Raw genomic sequence first — 19,080 nt, forward strand, 5'->3', positions numbered from 1 at the left:
GGGAGGTTGCACGAACGGCTGGTGAATTGCACAAAATGAAAGAAAGTTGCACAAACACGGGTAGAGTTGCACTTTTACTCGAGTATACTTACACAAATTTAACATTCATCACAAAGGAATTTGCTCCTGTTTTCGAGAAAGTTATCGCATAACACAAAAAGGAGGCAGTATATGATCATTCACAATCGAGAAAAACCAATTTTCATGGAGAAAATGGAGATTCTTTTAGGGCGACTTCCTTCTACTCATCCTTCTGTTCGAGCCATTGAAAGCGAGCTTTACAAAGTGCGTGCTGGGTTTCATGGTGAAAAAGAAGTGGATTACCATTTGCGCGAGCTGGACCGCCCAGGTATTTTTATTCTTCACGATCTGCGTCTCAAAACAACTACTGGGTCGTTCTTTCAAATCGATACCCTTATTTTAACTGAATCTGAGGCCATCATCTTGGAGATCAAAAATTATGCCGGACCGCTGACCTACGATACGCAAACACGGCAGCTTATCCGCCCGCCGGACGTAATGCCCAATCCATTTTTTCAAGTACGCCGTCAGCAAAATCATTTACAAAACTTTCTTCTCAGCGAACAACTTTCACATTTTCCAACTAAAGCTTTCGTTGTTTTTGCCAATCCTCAAGCGCGCCTCTCGATCGAACCACCGGACGACAAGATTTCTCACTTGCTCCTTTATCCTTCAGAACTTTCTTCAAAAATAAGCAATTCATCTAAACGGCTTTCTGGAACCGAACTCACCCGGCTTGTTACTCCATTCAAAAAATTGAATAGGCCTCTCGATCTGAATGTATTATCTCATTTCCATGTGGATCCGGCTGCAATTATGCATGGCATACGCTGTCCACAATGTGGAATGTTAGAGGTTTCTCGCGAATACTCTAGCTGGCGATGCCGAGGTTGTCTTTCGAAAACTAAATATGCTCATTTCCAAGCATTATACGATTATAGTCTTCTATTCGGAAATCAACTAACGGTTAAACAGACGATGAATTTTTTGCAAATGACTTCACGCTTTACCGCACAACGATTGCTTTCGCAAGTGAGCATACGGGATAAACGCGTTTACCATTTAGATTTGAATTTGCTGCGTCTTAGAAAGTAAGCGGAAGTTGCACAATTGGAGTCAGAGTTGCACAACCACGATTGATCTTGCACAAAATTAGAGAAAGTTGCACATTCGCCGCGTCTACTTGCACAAAAAAAAGAGCTTGCCGCTTTGGCAAGCTCCTGCTCATTAATAAATACCGACTACTTCTAACTCTTCACTCTCTTGCGTCTCTGCTCTATGCAAGAAAATCGCAAAGTCACCGCGCTTGATCGGATCAGCTGTTCCGAATGCTGTAGCTGATTTGCCATTTGCAATTCCGCTTGCAACCAATGCTTTTACAGCTGATTCATATCGTGCCGGCACATCTTTAAATGAAAGTGCTGCCGAATTGCCAGATAGCTGAAGAGCACGGGTTAAAATGATTGCCAGCTCGCCGCGTGTTAATGTCTGGTCTGACCCGAACGTCACTTCTGTTTTCCCTGAAACGATTCCTGCTTTTACAAGCGCGTTTACAGCTGCTTTCGCCCGCTGCGGTACGTCTTTAAAGCCGGCGTCTGGTGCTGTTAAATCAAGGTTCAGCATTTTCGCCATCATAACAGCCGCATCGACCCGCTTAATTTGCTGGTCAAGGCCGAATTTATTGCCGCCAACACCTGAAGTAACCCCACGGTCCACTAGTTTTTGTACTGCGTCCGTGTAACGATCCGGTACATCTGAAAAGCCCGCTGCCTTTACGATGGAAGCTGCCGCTGCTGTTGTACCCGTTGCAATTGTAAAACTCATTTTCACCGATTTTTTCAAATTAACGCCATCCGTCCCTGCGATCCCTTTACCGATGTAAAGCGTGTATACCTCGCCTGGCTCGTAAGGCTGAAGTGGTGTAAGTATAATAGATTTTGTCACATTAGAATAAACGAAATCTGTCTCAACCAGGCTTCCAGCAGAATCAACGACAACAACATCCAATGTCGACAATGTACCTGCATTCAGCTTTTTACTGAACTTGATGGTCCATTCTTTTGTTAGCGACACGTCTTCTTTCGACGCTTCAACTTTTGCTTCGTCATCCAATTCAATTTCTTCTTGTACCGCTTTTTCGATCTGGCCGATTGTCGCTAAAACATCCGCAATCTCTTGTTTTAACAATACAATGCGTGCCTGTCTTTCTTCAACGGCCGCTGGATCCGCACCCTTTGAAGTAAGTGAAGTTAATTGATTGGATACAGCATTTAAGCGATTTTGAAGTGCCTGGAATTTTCCGCGGTAGCCCGGTTCATCATCGAGTTCCTTTTCTACTTCCTCTTCCTCATCCGTTTCTTCTTCATCAGCTGAATCTTCATTGCTTTCTGTTCCTTCTTCGGCGTCTTCCACGATATCAGATGCAGCTGCGCCTGTTAGCCCCTTCTCGTCTGAAACATCCTCCGAAACTTCATCTGAACCTTCTTCGTCTGTTTCTTCTACTTCTTCTACACCATCTGTTTGATCCACATCGCCTTCTTTTTCATCCTCTTCAATCTTGTTCAGCTTTTCTTTGTAATGGAGCAGCTTTTCTTCAATCTTACTTAACTGCTTATCGATTGATTTAAACTGCCGAGACTGACTCTGATTTTCTTTTTTGTTCATTTCGACATTGTAGGGTGTGCCTTCTTTCGGCGCCGCAAGCCCTTCTCCTGAAAACATGACGCTCGCTGCAAGAACCGCTGCAACGGCTGGTGTCCATTTTTTGTTCATTCCCTTTTCCTCCTCTTATCTTTCGGGTAATGGCAGCTGGCTGGCCTGGCATATCTGCGTTAGCCCCTGTAGCTTTGTGGCACCGTATTTCTACGGCTGTACCCTACTAGGTTTATCGGTGGCTTTTGTTAAAATAATAGGATTATAGAAAAAACGGGAAAATAGACATATTATTCTCCAGACGATGGCTGTCTTTTATAAATGAGTGCAGCGAGAGCGGCCGCCTGTGATAGTATAATAGAAAAAAAAGAAATGAAGAGAGTTCGATGAAAAAACCATTAGCCTTATTAACGGGTTTGCTTTTGTCCAGCTCGCTTTGGACCGGTTCAGCAAATGTGGCGGCATTTCCGGATGTGCACCCGAATGAAAAGGCTTACGATGCAGCGGAAGAAATGGCGGATCGCGGCTTGATTTAAGGAAGCTATCGAGCTTCCTTTTTTTAAAATTTTTTCATGATTTTTCAACTTCATTTGCAGTATAATGGACTTAATATTATTGAAGGAGGATTTGATATGAAAAGCAAAAAAGCCATTTATTTTCTGCTCTCTTTCCTTTTTGCTTTAGCAGCGATTCTTCCCTTTCAGCCAGCCCAATCAGAAGCAGCGGCAAAAGTGGGCTATGTCGCTATTGACAAAGGCGTACTCAATGTCCGCAGTGCGCCAAGCACAAAAGCAAAAGTGATCGGCTCACTGAAAAACAATGCTTCTGTTTCCGTTTACTCTCAATCGAAAAGCGGCTGGAGCGAAATTGGCTATGAAGGCAAACGCGCATATGTGGCTTCCCAATACTTGCGCATGTACAGCTATTTGATGGATAAAACGAAACAGTACACGTATTCAGCTAATGGCGAAACATTCACAAGCACGTATGTCGGCAAATACGAAGGCTGGGACGAGTGGACATCTTCTGATACAGGAGAATCTTATCTTGTGTACGAAAACAACAAAGGTCTTTACGTTGGCTGGATTGCATCCGAGTATTATGCAGAGATCGTGTACCCAATCAAAAAAGATAAAACATGGAAAGATGCGTTTGATCCCAGCCTCACGTATAAAATTACAGGGACAGATGGTATCTTAACGACCAAAGCGGGCAAATTCAGAGGGGTTATTACCGTCAAAGCAAGCACCGGTTATATCAATTATTACGCGCCGAACACTGGTATTATTAAGCAGACCTATAAAGGAAAAACAATATCTGAGCTTATCAAATTAGAAAAAAACTAAAGACTGCTAAAAAAGCCGCTCCGAAAAAGAGCGGCTTCTTTCTTTCACCTATTAGCTGAAATTCCCCGGAGAATAATGTTCAACGTTCACTATCCTCGGCCACAGCTTCCACGTACTTTTCACGCCAGTCTATCCGTTCCTGCTCTTCTATTTGCTGTTCAAGTGTTTCATCCCAGCGTTCGAGTGCGGTATTCCAGACTCTTGCATAAAAGATGTCCTGGTCTTTATTGTATAAGCGAAATTCCAGACAGGGGACGTGTTCAGTCATTTGTTCATCGAAGCGGGTTACTTCTGCAACAACTGTTTGAAAGCCGTTTTCTCCGATGCCGTTCTCTTTTTCGGCAAGCGCCTGCAGCAAGCGGTTCGCTTCTGCAGTTCGATCGCTTGCATAACGGTAAAGCGGCCATTCTTCCTCGCTTTGGGGCACGGAACGTTCCGGCCAAAAAGAGTTATGTGCCGGACTGTAAAAAAGCTCCGCCTTCTCTTCTTCCATTTCTTCCTCAACGATGCCTTCCTTCAGCTGTTCCTGCCCTTTCGCCGTCAGCTTAAAGCCCTCTTTTTCCATTCGGATCAAGCCCACTCTTTGCATTTTTTCGATTAAATCCGCAATGAACAGCTCTTCCACCAGCAGCATTTCAGACAAATTGGCGGCGCGCCGGATATCAGCTGTTTGAAAAGCAAGAAGCAGCATTTTCATGAGGATATCCATTTTCGACCGCTTTACCCGTTTAAATGCCACGTCGTATGTGATGACCGGCAGCTGCCATGAAACAGAGTCCTTGATTTCAACGGCAGGATTCTCAAGCAATCTCTTACGGAGCTGTTTCTCTAATTTATCCATGCGCATTTACCCCCTCAAGCATCCGCAAGCCGTTTTGCCCTTTAACCGCTTCAAGAACGTGTGTATACATCTTTCTCGTGCCCGCTTGTTTTGTCCGCTCGGTAAACATTTCTGTACTGCCGACTAAAACAAGCAGTTCCCTCGCTCTCGACAGGGCAACATTCAACCGGCGGTAGTCTTTGGCAAAGCCGATGTCATCCTGCTTATTTTGATGATTTCGCACCATGCTGAGTAAAATCACATCCATTTCCATCCCTTGAAACCGGTCCACTGTCCCCGTGCGAATGGTTAAATGATTCAATCGAAGCTCCTGCTGGATCATCCGGTCAATCCGTTTCACCTGTTCGCCGTAAAAACTGATCACACCCACGCTTTTTAGCTCATCCGTCTTCATTCTTCCGGCCTGTTTCGCTTCTGCCGCTGCTCGATCCAGCTCTTTTAAAAGAGCGCCGATTTCCTGCAGCTCAGCCGTGTTAAAAAGACTTTTCCCGCCTTTCATTCGTTCCTCAAAAAATGCGGGTTCGTTCGGCATATTCAGCCAGAGAAGATGATTGTTCCTCTCTATAAGCGGTGACTCGAGCAAATGGTCCCGATCGGAATCGGAATCCGTCAAGCCGCACTGGAGCCGCTCATTCTCCTGCTCATAAAATGGCGTAATCGTCTCCATAATGCCCTTGTGCATCCGGTACTGAATGGCGAGCATCATCCTATTGCTCTCCGGCACATTTTTAAACAAGCGCTCAAACAGCGATTCTTGCAACAGCCCTTTCAGTTCCGCTTTCCCTTCAAACTCTCCATTTTCCTCTGCCATCTCCTGAAGCGTTTCCTCGAGCGTGTCGTTTCCAAGCAGCGGTGGCAGCTGGTGATGGTCCCCGACCAAAATAACCTTTTTCCCTTTCAGCATCGGCAGCAGCAGTTCCGGCGGCGTCGCCTTCGATACTTCATCAATAATGACCACATCAAAAACCGGATAGTTGTCGATAAAGTCCTTGCGCGCGGACGCCACACACGTTGTGCCAATTACATTGGCATGCTTTACATACAGCTTGCGGATTTCATCAAGGTCATGATCACTCGCTTCATTAAGCAGGGACAGCCACTCGCCTTGAACCTTTTGAAAAAGCGGCAGTTTCTGTTTTTCCTGCTTGAGCGATTCTCGTGTGAACGAAAGGCTTGCCATTTGCTTTAACAGTTCTTCATGCTCTCGTTCTGGTTGTGTGGATAGGATTTCATGTAAAGGTGCCAGTTCAATCTCTTTTTGGCGGATGGTGTTTTGAAGCTCTGCCAAATTCGTTTCGACTTGAGAAAGTTTTTGTTCAACTTCCTTCAGCTGAGCAGTCCGTTTCAATTGTTCATTTCGGTTCGTTTCAACCCTCTGCGTCACTTGCTCATACTGCTCCTGCTTTTTCTGCAGCTCAAGCATATTTACCTCGCTTTGCCGAAGAGTTTCTTTTGCATTCGGAATGTAATCGCCTGATGCCTTCATTTGCTTATGCTTGTTTTGAAGTGAATGAAGCTCCGCCTGCTGTTCCTCCAGCGATCGCCGCAGCTGCTGGTGCGATGTTTCATTTACATGCTGTTTTTGCCAGAGCTGCTCTGTGATTTCCTGCTTCAGAGACTGAAATATTTCCCGGGCTATACTTTTATAAGTATCATATGACTTTAACCGTTTTGCTCTCTGCCAGACAAAATACTTCCGGCTGTACAGGCCCCCTAAATACGATGCCATCTGACGCAGGTCATGGTTCCGGGTTCTCTTAATCGCTTCCCGCAGTTCATTTAAAAATTGGTCAATGTCATCTGACGTATAAGAAGCGGGCATGCCTGCCGCCCGCTTTTTTAACTCTTCAATCGGGGCACGATGCGGTGTCAGCATTTGTTCAACGTACGAAATCGCCCGGCTTAATTGGTCGTTATACGCTTTTAATTTCGAAAACTGATCCATTTCTGCCCGAATGTCATCCATTTCATTCATTAAATACATGATGCGTGAGGAACGCTCGATATTTTGTTCCAGCATAATCCATTTCAATCCGTCGATTCGTTTAACGGCAGTTACTTTTTCTACTGTTCCATTTGCGTTTTTCAATGTTTCTGACAGCTGCTCGTATTCGAGTGTTTTTTGGTTATTGTCTTCTTTCTTCCTATTTATATGGTCTTGAAGGTCATCACAGGCAACAGAATTCTTCAGGTTCTGAATCGTTAATTGAATGGCTGCCTGTTCTTTTTGAAGAGTCTCGCTATTTGGCTCCTCCCTCAAAAAAAGGCTGTCTTTTTCGATGGCTTTATCTACTAAACGAAGAGTTTGCTCGATTTCCTGCACCTGCTGCTGGAGCGATTGATGCTCCCGCTCGGCTCCCTGCATGCTTTTCTGTTGCTCGTCGATAAACGATTGAATTTCACTTTGCTTTTTTTCCGCGTTCTTTTTCGCTTCAACTGCCGCTTCCGCTTGCTGGAGCAAGGGTCCTGTCTGGTCATACGCCCGTTCATTGGCAGTCCATTCGGCTTCCAGTTCAGCTTCCCGTTTTTTGCGTGCTTCAAATTGGGCAGACACTTCTTTTAACGTATGGTCTTTCCAATACTGTCCGACATTTTCTTCAATAAACTTCTTGCCTTCTTCTTCTATGCTTTCCGTACGCCCAACCCGGAGAATCCGAATATCTTTATTCGCCAGCAGCCGGCCAAGGGCATTATCTACGGCCAAATTTGACTGGGACGCAACCAATGTCCGCAGTCCCGCTCTTGCATTTTGCAGGCAAATTTCCGAAATGACCGTTGTTTTCCCTGTGCCCGGCGGTCCTTGAATCACGTACAAGTCTTCTGCTGCCATAGCCCCTGTAACTGCTTTTTTCTGAAATTCATTTAGCCGGTTATGAAAAGACAGTGGAGCCAGCTTTTTCGGTGGCTGGATCGGGGGCTTTTTTTCAAATAAAATACGCTCGAGATCCGGATTTGCCGCCAGGCCGTTTTCTAGATGCTTAAACCCCTGCCGCAGTCTTTTCACCTGGCTCAATGTCGCGAAATTACTGAACACAACCTCTTTTTGCGCCGAATCAAATCGCTGCCGCCTGGCTCGTTCCGCCATATGGCTGTTCAGCTCGACTTCTACTGTGCGGGCCCCCCGGTTCGCCTTCAGCACCTTTCCGATGTCCTGGTCGATTCCTTTGATTTTAACGCTCAAGTCTTTAAGCGACTTCCATTCTTTTTCGTTCAGCTGGCACCCTGTTAGTGTGACCCGGCTAAAATCACCATTAAACGTAAGCCTTGAATAACTCGCCGTCATATCTGGAATATCCGCATCCCGCTCCTGAATTGTCAAATAACCTTCCCAGCTGGCAATGCGTTTCTTCACATACGCCGAACTTTCCTGCGCTACCGGCATTTCATGAATCAAGCCGACCAGCCCAGCCGGCACCGACATCGCTTTTTGATCAAATGCTAAAAATACCGGACGGCGCCAGTTCGTTTGAACCGCTGTATGCGCCACTCTCGCTGTCATATTCGTCGCAATTAAGCGGTTCTTCTCTACCACACAGTGAAGCACAATGACCTGGTCCTTGCACTGCTCCGCCATTCGCCGATTCGCTTCATTATCAAAAAACAGCGCAGCCGAAAGAAGCCGATCTGCTGCTTGAGGATACTTTTCTATATAAATCTTAAACGATTCCTCCAACGAAAAAAACGAGCGCTCATCCAAGCCGAGCTCCCGCATTTTCTCTTTTGCCTTATTTGTCAGTGTTATTGGACATCGATATGTGTTAGTGCCTGTATTGATCATTTGTTCACCCGCTTTATAAAACCGAATAAATCGTATTCGAAACAATCTTTTTATCTTTTCCTTCTTGGATTATAGCACACTGATCAGAGCTGCATACTTTTCATATGCTTTTATTTAGCAAGGCAATTTATACATATAAAATAAGCAAGCTTTATGCATAGGGTCATTTAAAAACAACAAAGCCTTTCTGAAAAGGAGTCAGTTTCAATGCACAGGGCTGCTGATTCTTTTTCAAGGCATATTTAAGTGTTCTTTAAATACCGGGCTAGAGTCTTTCTTTCATTTTCAGAAATGATTTAATAATAAACACTGTTTGTTTTCTCCCCGGAACCGTCGAACGCTTCCGGCCTGAATGTGGTTTTGGTTTTGCCATATTATATTGAATTGATATTATAATTAAAAAAACTCTTATTTAACATTCATATTACCTACTCAATAATTATCCATTAAATTACTAAAGATATAACAATTTAAATTTATCGTTATTAAAGGATAAATTGGTATTTTATATAGTGAAAAGCCAAAATATTTCATTTAAATAGTTATTTTTGTTATAAGCTATAAAAATTAAGTATATTTGCATATATTTCAGAATTCCTACCAATTATAATGCAAAATCTAGTAAACAAACGTGTTTCTTTATACCTATACATAAAAGTTATTCTTCTTCTAAAAGACTTTGGTCCTGTTTCTTTCAACTAATGTTTAATTTAACCACCGTATGAGAAAATAGGATTCTATTACAGATTTTAATGGAGGATTTATTATATATGGGATACAAACAAACTTCTTACCGCAAATTTGTTGCATCAGCAGCAACAGCTACATTGGTTGCATCAGCAGTGACACCTGCATTCGCGGCATCGCCATTTACAGATGTTTCTGACCGTTACACAGATGCGGTTGACTATTTAGTAGATAACAAGATTACAAATGGGATCAACGATAAACAATTTGGCACTAATTTAACGATCAAGCGCGTTGATGCAGCTGTAATGATCGCAAAAGCACTGAAGCTTGATACAAATAATGCACCAGATGCAGGCTTCACGGATTTACCGGACCGCGCGGTTGATTACGTAAATGCGTTAAAAGCAGAAGGCATTATTAATGGTAAAACAGCAACAACATTCGGTTCTGCACAAGATATCACACGCGGTGAACTGGCGATTATCCTTTCACGCGCTTATGAATTAAAAGGCGACATCGATAATTTGAAGTTTACAGATGTGTCTGACCGTTATGATGAAGCGGTAGCCGCCCTTGTAGACAATAAAGTTACAACAGGAAAAACGGCGACTTCATTCGGAACAGCCGATGCAGTAAAACGCGGTGAAATGGCTATCTTCTTACACCGCATCAGTGAAATGGATGACGTAGTAACTGAACCAGCTGTCAAATCTGTTACACCTCAAAACGCGAAACAAATCGCCGTTTCATTCAATACAGAAGTAGATAAAGACGCTGCAGCTGCAGCATCTCTTTACACACTGAACAACACAGCTGCGTCAAAAGCGGTTGTATCGGAAGATGGCAAAACAGTTCTTTTAACGTTTAATGGCGGCGCAGAAGTGAAAAATGGTGTGTTAGTTGTAAGTCCAGTCGCAACAAAAGCGGACAAAGAAGTAAAAACAGCGAAATACACATCTGTATTCTCGTTTGAAGATACGACAACACCATTTGTCACAAGCACGGCTTATTCTAATGGCGTGATCACGTTAACGTTCTCTGAAGAACTAAGCGCAGCACCAGCTGTTGTCCGTGTAGACGGTACACCGGTTGCGTTTGGTGATGTGAAATTAAGCACAGCAGATAAAACAAAAGTGGAAATTGCGAAAACACTTCAAGCTGGCGCTTCTGCCTCTTTATATGTAGCTGGCGCTAAAGATGCTTCAGCATCAAAAAATGAGATGGACTTGTACAACGGTTCTGTAGTAGCTCCAACAGCCGATACAAACAAACCACATGTAACAAGTGTAGAGGTTACCGTTCAAAATACAGCGAAAGTTACATTAAGTGAAGCCCTGACAGGAGATACAGTTAGTGTCAAACTTCAGCAAGGCGCCGAGCAAACAGCTGCGACACTTGTAAAAGATGAAACGGACACAACTGGCAAAACATATACTCTTACAGTAGCGGGCGATATTTTCGGTCAAGATTCAACAAGTGAAACATTCACTCTTTATATTGCAAAAGACGCATTGACAGATTTGTCCGGCTTGAAAAACGACTTGTTCCAGACAACTGTAACATTCGTGAAAGATTTGCAGGCTCCAGCTCTTGCTTCTTCAAAAGTAACAGAAGGAAACAAAGCGGTGTCCTTTACGTTTGATGAAGCCGTGACAGCAGGTGCAATGTCAGCAATCGATATCCGCAATGCAGACGGAGTAAAGTTTGCAGCGAAAGATGTTACATTGTCTGAAGACAAAAAGACATACACAGTCGATATTACAGATGGTGATAAAGCAATGGCTGTCGGCACATATACAGTGTCATTCCCAGCGAACTACTTTACAGACGCTTATGGAAACAAAACAAGCGCTCTTAAAGATTCATTCACAGTCGGCGAATCAACAAGCACAGACACAGAAAAGCCGGAAGCAGCAGTAGCAGCTGGCACAGGTACGAACACATTTAAAGTAACATTTAATGAAGAAGTTACTTCTTCTGCTCTAACTCTATCAAACTATCGTTTAGACGGCCAGGCGCTGCCGGCTGAAACAGACATCTACTTTACAGATTCTACTAAAACGGCAGTAATGATTGAACTTCCAGCAGGCGCAGTCAATATCGGTGACCAAACAACAGGTGCACCAGCCGTTCTAAACGTATCCGGCGCAGCAGATAAAGCAGGAAATGTAATGATCGCAGCCAACTTTGTCGTAACAGTGAAAGACAATACACCAGCAACGGTAACAGATGTGAAAACAGCCGGAACAGCAGTTGTCGTAACATTCTCAGAGGCTGTAGCAGTTGCAGGCACAGTTGATGCAAACGACGTGTTCGACATCAAAGTTGGCAGCACAACAGCAGAAGCAGGAAACATTTCAGCAGTAAGCGGAAATGACAAGCAGGTTCAATTCAACCTTGCATCTTCTCCGGCATCTTCTCCAACAGTAGAAGTAAAAGCTGATCAGACTGCATTGAAAGATGCGAATGGTGTTTTAGCAGAATAATGATAAAAAACGAGACCTTGTGAGGTCTCGTTTTTTTATATAGTTATTCCTTAAAAACTTTTTGCAACCGCCACGGCAGTTGTTCGCTGATTTCCTGCCGAATCCTTAAGCACCAATGTTATTCTAGTACCTGCCTTGTACATCTGATTCATTATAACTTTAAAACTCCCATCGCTTGCTGTCATAGCCTCGCCTACAACTATATTGTTTACTTTCGCTTGTACTGTGCCTTGCTCCGTGATGTTGCCCTCAATTGCCGTCATTGTATCATTTACCTGAGGTACTCCAGCAAATGAAGGTGCCACATTATCTTTTTTTATAACGATGTACACGGGTTGACTGACAAGATTCACATTGTCTGTTGCTTGAATCATCAGTTTTGTTCCAGCCGGCTGCGGGCCTATCGAAACCGTATACTGGCCTTTTTCATCTGTCAGCCCTGTTCCAAGAGCAACGCCAATGATTGCTAGTTTCGCATCTACTTTAAAAACGCTGACGGAGGCTTGTTCAGTAAATGAACCACTAACTGTTGTAGACGTATGATAAACGGGGTTCAATTTAATTGATACAGGTGCTGTCTGATCTGCTACTGTCAGTAGTTCTGTTATTTGGCTCCCTGCATAATCCTCTATCAAAACCGACACATCGGTACCGGCTTTTTGTCTACCTATTGTCACTTTAAAATTCCCATTTGCATCTGTCGCCACTGGTTTTTTGGTGACAGCTTTTCCGCCGATCGCAACACTTATTTTCGCTTCCTCGCTTATTTTGCCTTCTAACATTGTGCTGGCATCATTCAGCTTTACAGTAAGCGGATCAAGCACCGGATCTACTGTATCTTCAATCACCGTTACAGAAACAGGGTGACTCTCAAGTGCTTTTGGTTTGGCCGCGTCTTTCGCTTTCAACACAATGACTGTACCAGCTGCTTTCCGGTTCACCAGCAGCTTAAAATTGCCCTCTGCATCTGTTTTAATCGAGCCTGCCGCTTTCCCGCCGATTTCCGCTGTGACGACAGCGGCTTCACTCACTTTTCCGACCACATATTTCGATGTTTCATAAACAGGCTGCAAAGCAACTTCAATTTCAGGTGCTGTAATATCTGTTACCGTAACAGCTGTTTCCGACTTGGCTGTGCCGCTGTCATAAAAAACAAATGTCAGCTTTGCATTAGCTTTGCTTGCCGGCACGTTTATCTCAAAGTAACCATTCACATCAGTATCCGCTTGAATGCCTAGTTCTTTTATTTCAACACGTCCCGCTTCACTAAGCTGCCCTGTTACAATCTGCGGTCCGCTGTCATCAACCGTTATTTTAGCCGGCGTCAGTAATTTAGGCGGCGTTCGGTCTTCGATAACAGTCGATTTAACGATTTTGCCAGTGTTGCCGAAAAGATCTTCAGCCTGCAAGGAAAGAATGGTCCCTTTTGACAGTTTAAAGGACAAAGGAAACTTGAAGACTCCATTTGTGCTTTCGGTTGCGCCAAGTTTCTTCAATACATTTCCTTTTTTATCTATTACATTCACATAGATAACAGCCGATTCATTTACAGTTCCTTCAACAAAATTTGATGTGTTGGAAACCGGATTTACTTTTCCGATTGACGGTGCTGTTTGATCGGCAACAACGATATCATGATTCGTGACATTCGGTGTTTTGGCATTATCTTTAACAATCAGCTTCACTGTTGAGCCCCCCTGCATTTTAGCAGCAGTGAGTTTAAAGTAGCCATTTTCATCTGTCGCAACGGCTGTTTCAGGATAAAGCGTTGATCCGATTTGAAGCTGGACTTTTGCTTCCTCATTGATCTTTCCAGTTACAGTCGTACTGGCCTCTGTCACGGCTGCTGTTTCTACAGTAGGAGCTGTCTCATCCGGCAGAACCGTCTTCTCTACGACTGAAGACTGGCTTGATCCTGCCGACGCTTTGAGTTTTATAGATGTTCCGGCAGCCCAGTTGCCAATTTTGATTTTAAATGCTCCATTTGCGTCTGTATCTTGTACAAATGTCTTCGTGTCATCTACTGTAACCATAACCTCGGATTTGCTACTTACGGTCCCTTCTAAATAATGCCCACTGTCATATAATTCTTTTACTCCTGTTATTTCTAGAGGCGCATACATCCCAAGCGTCGGCAGCTGCATCAAGCCAAAACCGTAAAAGGTGTCTCTTCCAACAGAGCCTAAATCCTTGCTTGATTCAATTAATTTGGCACGAAGCGCTTGATTAGTCAGCTGTGGATTCGCCTGCATTAACAGTGCTAATTCTCCGGCTACATATGGTGCTGCCATCGATGTGCCATTTGCTTTTGCGTATCCATCATTTAAATAAGGCGCCAAAATATCCACACCTGGCGCGGCAATCTCCACCGCGTTTCCTGTTGACGAAAAATTCGCCCGATTCAAAGATGAATCTACCGCTGCTACCGCAATAGCCGAGTTGTAACGCGCTGGATAATCCACCGTATCTTCTGTGCCGGCTGCTGTTCCGTCATTCCCAGCTGCTGCGACAATCAGCATGCCGTTTGCGTATGCTTCATCCATAATATCCTCAAGTGCAGCGGAATGTGTCTGCGTGCCTAAGCTTAAATTCACGATATCCATTTTGTTTGTAATGGCCCAATCGATTCCCGCAATAATGGTGGATAAATAGCCTGACCCTTTTACCCCTAAGGACTTTACCGCATAAATGTCCGCATCCGGTGCTACGCCTTTTGTTCCAAAATCGTTATCTTCTGCGCCAATAATGCCGGCCACAATCGTGCCGTGCCCGTTATCATCCTCGTAAGAAGCTGTATAATCCACAAACGACGTGCCGCCCGCCACATTTAAGTCACTGTGCGAAGCAATACCGGTATCCACGACAGCTACTTTGACTCCTTTTCCTGTGTAGCCAGAATTCCAAGCAGCCGGCGTATTTACCGCTTCAATCCCCCAGTCCAATATTTGAGCAGAGGTGCGAACCACTGTATCTTTTTCCACCCGCTCCACGCTTGGATCATTCTTCAATTCTTGTATCTCATCTGCCGGAACAGTTATAGACGCGACAGGTATCTCTTTATAAAGATGATTAATTTCTCCTTCCGCTTCTGCTATCGCGCTCTTATCTATTTTCTCGTCAAACACAACAATAACCTTTTGCTCATCGTTTGGCTGTGCCGATACAGTATATGATGGAACCATTAAACTTCCTGCTGCCAACAATGACAACCACTTTTTCATTCTTCTTTCTCCCTTCGACAGCTGGCTGGCCTGCCGAATCCGGTTTAGCCCCTATAGCTTTGCGTCTCTACATTTCTATAGATTTGCCTTTTCGGTATAATGAACTGCTCACTCCGCCTGTTTCTAACTTTTTACACATGGTTGAGCAGTTACAATATATATCGGTATAAAAAATAAGAAGTAAAGAAGAAAAAAAGTTTTTGCTGACTATACTACTAGGAAAATGAGCCGTATTCTCTTTTAAGAAAACAGCTGGCCAGTTCAATAATCCACTATCCAATAACGCGATGACTCTCCATTCACTTCATCCTTCAAAACTGAAATCACCTGTTTTTCTTGCATATATCGAGAAATAACTTGTTGTTCTGCCCTCCGTTCTCAAGCTGCATTCCTTTCCCAATAAAATAGCCCTAACTCCTCGGAAGGAATTAGGGCTTATCTAGATCTTATACAAAATAATAATATAAGTTTGTTTTTCTATTCGGTTCGGCTTCTTCAAATTTCTTCTCTCGCCATGTTACCATGACGATTGAAACGCACCTGTAGAATTTTGTTTTAATTTGATTTTCAAACACATTTTTATATTAAAGCACAAAAATAACACCTCATGAATAACCATGGGGTGTTATTTTCACTTCTTTCGCTAGATTTCTAGCTTATAACATTTCGTTTTATTGAGGAAGATTATTTAACGTTTAATGTATACGTCATGGCATTGCCTGAAGTGTCTTCAAGTGTGATGGTTTGGCCGTTAAGAGCTAATAACGTAGTACCACTTACAGTTTTCTTATCGAATAGATTTGTCAAGAGTGCTATGAAATCAAATCTCGGATTAACCTTCATTGACTTCCCAAGTGATGTAACCGTTGCAGTTTCACTCAATGTTACTGTTCCTGTTTTGTATTGAGCTGCAGCCTTAACGCCATTAAACGTAATTGTTTGCGCATTGGCGTCTACATCACCGCTTACAGTTACATTCTTAGTATCTGTGATTGAAATATCACTCACTGTAGGTGCAGTGTATTTCACTACTTTTATTGTATACGTCGTTGCATTGCCTGCAGTGTCTTCAAGTGTGATAGTTTGGCCGTTAAGAGCTAATAACGTAGTACCACTTACAGTTTTCTTATCGAATAGGTTTGTCAAGAGTGCTATGAAATTAGATCTTGGAGTAACCTCCATTGAATGCCCAAATAATGTAACCGTTGCAGTTTCGCTCAGTGTTACGTCCCCTGTTTTATATTGAGCTGCAGCTTTAACACCATTAAACGTAATTGTTTGCGCATTGGCGTCTACATCACCGCTTACAGTTACATTCTTAGTATCTGTGATTGAAATATCACTCACTGTAGGTGCAGTGTATTTCACTACTTTTATTGTATACGTCGTTGCATTGCCTGCAGTGTCTTCAAGTGTGATAGTTTGGCCATCAAGAGCTAATAACGTAGTACCACTTACCGTTTTATTTCCGTTATCAAATAGTTTTGTCAAGAGTGCTATAAAATTAGATCTTGGAGTAACCTCCATTGAATGCCCAAATAATGTAACCGTTGCAGTTTCGCTCAGTGTTACGTCCCCTGTTTTATATTGAGCTGCAGCTTTAACACCATTAAGCGTAATTGTTTGCGCATTGGCGTCTACATCACCGCTTACAGTTACATTCTTAGTATCTGTGATTGAGATATCACTCACTGCAGGTGCGATAGTATCCATCACTTTTACATCAAGAATGATTCTGTCAGAACCAGATCCTACGCTTACTTTCGTATTGCCGGCTTTTACACTAGTAATTGTAACTGTATTGTTTGCTTCTTTTTCTGTTGCAATTGTTGTGTTATAAGAAGTAGACGTTACTGTTGGTGTGTACTCTTCACCATATTGATCTTTACCAGTAAATGACACTTGTACTTCTTCATCTCCAACTTCAAGTTGAACTCCTTTTGTTGTTATATTAGCATCAAGGTTAGCTGACTCTTCTGTTAGGACCAGCGTTCCAGGCATAAGTTTTTGAGGTGCAGCTGAAACAGTAAAGTTGATAGATTTCTTCACGCCGGACACATTAGCAGTAATGGTAACTCTACCAGCAGCTCCTTCTACGGCTGTTACAGCACCATTTTCAACCGTTGCAATTTTTTCATTACTTGATGTCCAAACTACTTCAGCCTCATCAAGGTTTACATTTTGGCGTTCAGCATCTTTACCGACTGCGTTAAGTACAGCATCCGCAGCAGGATCAGCAGAATTTAATACAAATTTCGCTGTGCCGTTCTCATTTACTTTGTCGCCTGTAAGAACAAGTGATTTAATAAGCGGTGCTACTCTTACATTTTCAGTCACTGCAAGCTCATTGCCTGCTGTATCTTTAAGACCACTCAATGCTACTACGTGTATACCAGCTGTATAGCCAGCTTTATTCCCAACAACAATTGATTTACCGTCTTTAGAAAGTGTACCAGTTGCTGCTTTACCGTCTACTGTTACAATAGGCGTACCTGTAACCGCTTCGGAGAGGTTTACCTTGATCGTTTGATAATTTGTTACTTCTGCGTTCAGAACTGTTGGGGCTGTATTATCTACCTTAAAGCTAACTGTTGTTGTTTTAGATGTTAAGCCGGATCTTTTCGCTGTGACGGTTAATACATAAGCTCCGTCTTCAGTAATTTTTGTACCAAGCTTGTAGCCTGGAACTGTTTCACCGTCTTTAGTCAATACAGCAGTTAGTGTTACTTCTTCAATCGCTGCAACAGCAGGTGTAGGCGATTGAGCCACTTGATTGTTTTTTACTCCTGTTATAATTGGATCTTTAGGCGTTAGGAATGCATTAATTTTATTCTTCTCCACTTTGATCAGGTCCAATAATGCTGTTTTAATATCCCCGTTAGGAAGTGCATTTACGTTGCCTGATGCAGAAGTTAATTTAATTTGCGCTTGGAAAATATTATCTTCAGTTAGGCCTTTAGTCGCAGCCTGTAAAGAATTCACAAAGCCCGCGGCAATCACTTTATCATTTGCTGCATTTACGCGATTGAGTAACTCGCTTTTTGCTGGGTCCGACACTTGTTGAACCGCGTTAAAAGCAGGAGTAAACTGAGCACTGGCTGCTTGTCTTTTTTCTTTGTTCGTTACGAGCTCTTTCACTTCTTTTACTGAATCTACAGTTGATTCAAAAGCTGCAACTGCTTTTTCTGCTGCCGCCAAAGTTGAAGCGATATTTCTAGCTGCAATTTCACTTTTAATAACGTTATTAGCTAAATCCTTTAGAGTACTTGACGAGATTTTTATGGCATTTTTATCCCCTGACAGACCTTCTGAAAGTTCAATGATTAATTGATTACTACTAATAGAAACTTTATCATTCTCGCCAAGAGAGTTGAAAGTTCTTCCATTAACTGAAACTTTAATCTCTTCTTTTAAGGAAGAATTAATTTTATTGCTTTCAATGTCCTCACTAAATACCAGCGTAATTTTTTTATCTTGATTTGTCACGATTGACTGTACATATTGAGGTACTGTAATATCCGGTGCAACAATGTCAGCTACAATTGATTCTGAAATTACATTTTTTTCTTTATCACTTAATGTCCCAGCGTCAATTTTCAACACATTTGTTCCTGTTACCGCATTTGCAAACTCGACTATAACTGTGTTATTTCTTATATAGACCCTATCTCGATCTGATAGCTTTTCACCTGAGAAGCTAATAGAACTTTTTAATGCAGACGTGGTTTTTTTGTTGTTTTCAATATTTTCATCAAAGGACAACGTCACTCTTTTATTTGAATTCGTAATAGTCCACTTTTGGTACTCTGGTGCATCGATATCTTGATTTCCCTCTAAAGCAACTGCGCTTACTGGTGTTTGAGCTGATACAGGTGGTGTCCAAAAAGCCGTTGCATTTAGTGCTATAATCCCTGAAATCACCGTCTTCGACAAAACATTCCTTACTTTCAAGACCTTTTTCTCATTAAAATCATTTCTACCCAATTCTATTCTCCTCCATTTTCGACAAAGTAATCAAATATTTTCCTATATGCATAATATTAAC

Annotated in this window: 9 protein-coding genes and 2 riboswitches; of the genes, 4 read left to right on the plus strand and 5 right to left on the minus strand. The window is 42.8% G+C overall.

Going from position 1 to position 19,080, the window contains the following annotated elements; genetic code table 11:
• The first annotated feature begins 171 nt into the window (after nt 1-171).
• Nucleotides 172-1,116, plus strand: coding sequence for a nuclease-related domain-containing protein (locus tag NLX67_RS03310; protein ID WP_254310378.1), 945 nt, complete (start codon nt 172-174; stop codon nt 1,114-1,116).
• Nucleotides 1,117-1,248: 132 nt separating this feature from the next.
• On the opposite strand, the gene NLX67_RS03315 is transcribed toward NLX67_RS03310, so the two are convergent.
• Nucleotides 1,249-2,793, minus strand: coding sequence for an S-layer homology domain-containing protein (locus NLX67_RS03315; RefSeq protein ID WP_254310379.1), 1,545 nt, complete (start codon nt 2,791-2,793; stop codon nt 1,249-1,251).
• A gap of 28 nt (nt 2,794-2,821) precedes the next feature.
• Nucleotides 2,822-2,906, minus strand: a riboswitch (cyclic di-GMP riboswitch).
• Between the two features lie 153 nt (nt 2,907-3,059).
• On the opposite strand from NLX67_RS03315, the gene NLX67_RS03320 reads away from it, so the two are divergent.
• Nucleotides 3,060-3,209 (plus strand): hypothetical protein, encoded by a 150-nt coding sequence (locus NLX67_RS03320; RefSeq protein WP_254310380.1) that lies wholly within the window; start codon nt 3,060-3,062, stop codon nt 3,207-3,209.
• 96 nt (nt 3,210-3,305) lie between these two features.
• Nucleotides 3,306-4,019 (plus strand): SH3 domain-containing protein, encoded by a 714-nt coding sequence (locus NLX67_RS03325; RefSeq protein ID WP_254310381.1) that lies wholly within the window; start codon nt 3,306-3,308, stop codon nt 4,017-4,019.
• 79 nt (nt 4,020-4,098) lie between these two features.
• Here the strand turns inward: NLX67_RS03325 and NLX67_RS03330 are convergent, their stop codons facing one another.
• Together NLX67_RS03330 and NLX67_RS03335 are read right to left on the minus strand one after the other, a co-directional pair.
• A complete protein-coding gene (locus tag NLX67_RS03330) occupies nt 4,099-4,860 on the minus strand; it encodes a hypothetical protein (RefSeq protein ID WP_254310382.1) in 762 nt (253 codons plus the stop codon).
• Nucleotides 4,853-8,638: a DEAD/DEAH box helicase gene (locus NLX67_RS03335; RefSeq protein WP_254310383.1), complete on the minus strand. Its 3,786-nt coding sequence runs from the start codon at nt 8,636-8,638 to the stop codon at nt 4,853-4,855. Before NLX67_RS03335 ends, NLX67_RS03330 begins: the two co-directional genes overlap by 8 nt.
• A gap of 770 nt (nt 8,639-9,408) precedes the next feature.
• Between NLX67_RS03335 and NLX67_RS03340 the strand changes: the two genes are divergently transcribed.
• Nucleotides 9,409-11,814, plus strand: coding sequence for an S-layer homology domain-containing protein (locus NLX67_RS03340; RefSeq protein WP_254310384.1), 2,406 nt, complete (start codon nt 9,409-9,411; stop codon nt 11,812-11,814).
• A gap of 50 nt (nt 11,815-11,864) precedes the next feature.
• Here the strand turns inward: NLX67_RS03340 and NLX67_RS03345 are convergent, their stop codons facing one another.
• Both NLX67_RS03345 and NLX67_RS03350 read right to left on the minus strand, forming a co-directional pair.
• The gene (locus NLX67_RS03345; RefSeq protein ID WP_254310385.1) at nt 11,865-15,035 is read right to left on the minus strand and encodes a S8 family serine peptidase; all 3,171 of its coding nucleotides are present in this window, start codon (nt 15,033-15,035) and stop codon (nt 11,865-11,867) included.
• Nucleotides 15,036-15,048: 13 nt separating this feature from the next.
• Nucleotides 15,049-15,133, minus strand: a riboswitch (cyclic di-GMP riboswitch).
• A 586-nt stretch (nt 15,134-15,719) separates the two neighbouring features.
• On the minus strand, nt 15,720-19,019 hold the full coding sequence (locus tag NLX67_RS03350; protein WP_254310386.1) for an autotransporter outer membrane beta-barrel domain-containing protein: 3,300 nt from the start codon (nt 19,017-19,019) through the stop codon (nt 15,720-15,722).
• Between the last annotated feature and the right edge of the window lie 61 nt (nt 19,020-19,080).

The organism is Domibacillus sp. A3M-37 (genome assembly GCF_024213455.1).
In the GTDB taxonomy this organism is placed as follows: domain Bacteria; phylum Bacillota; class Bacilli; order Bacillales; family Domibacillaceae; genus Domibacillus; species Domibacillus tundrae.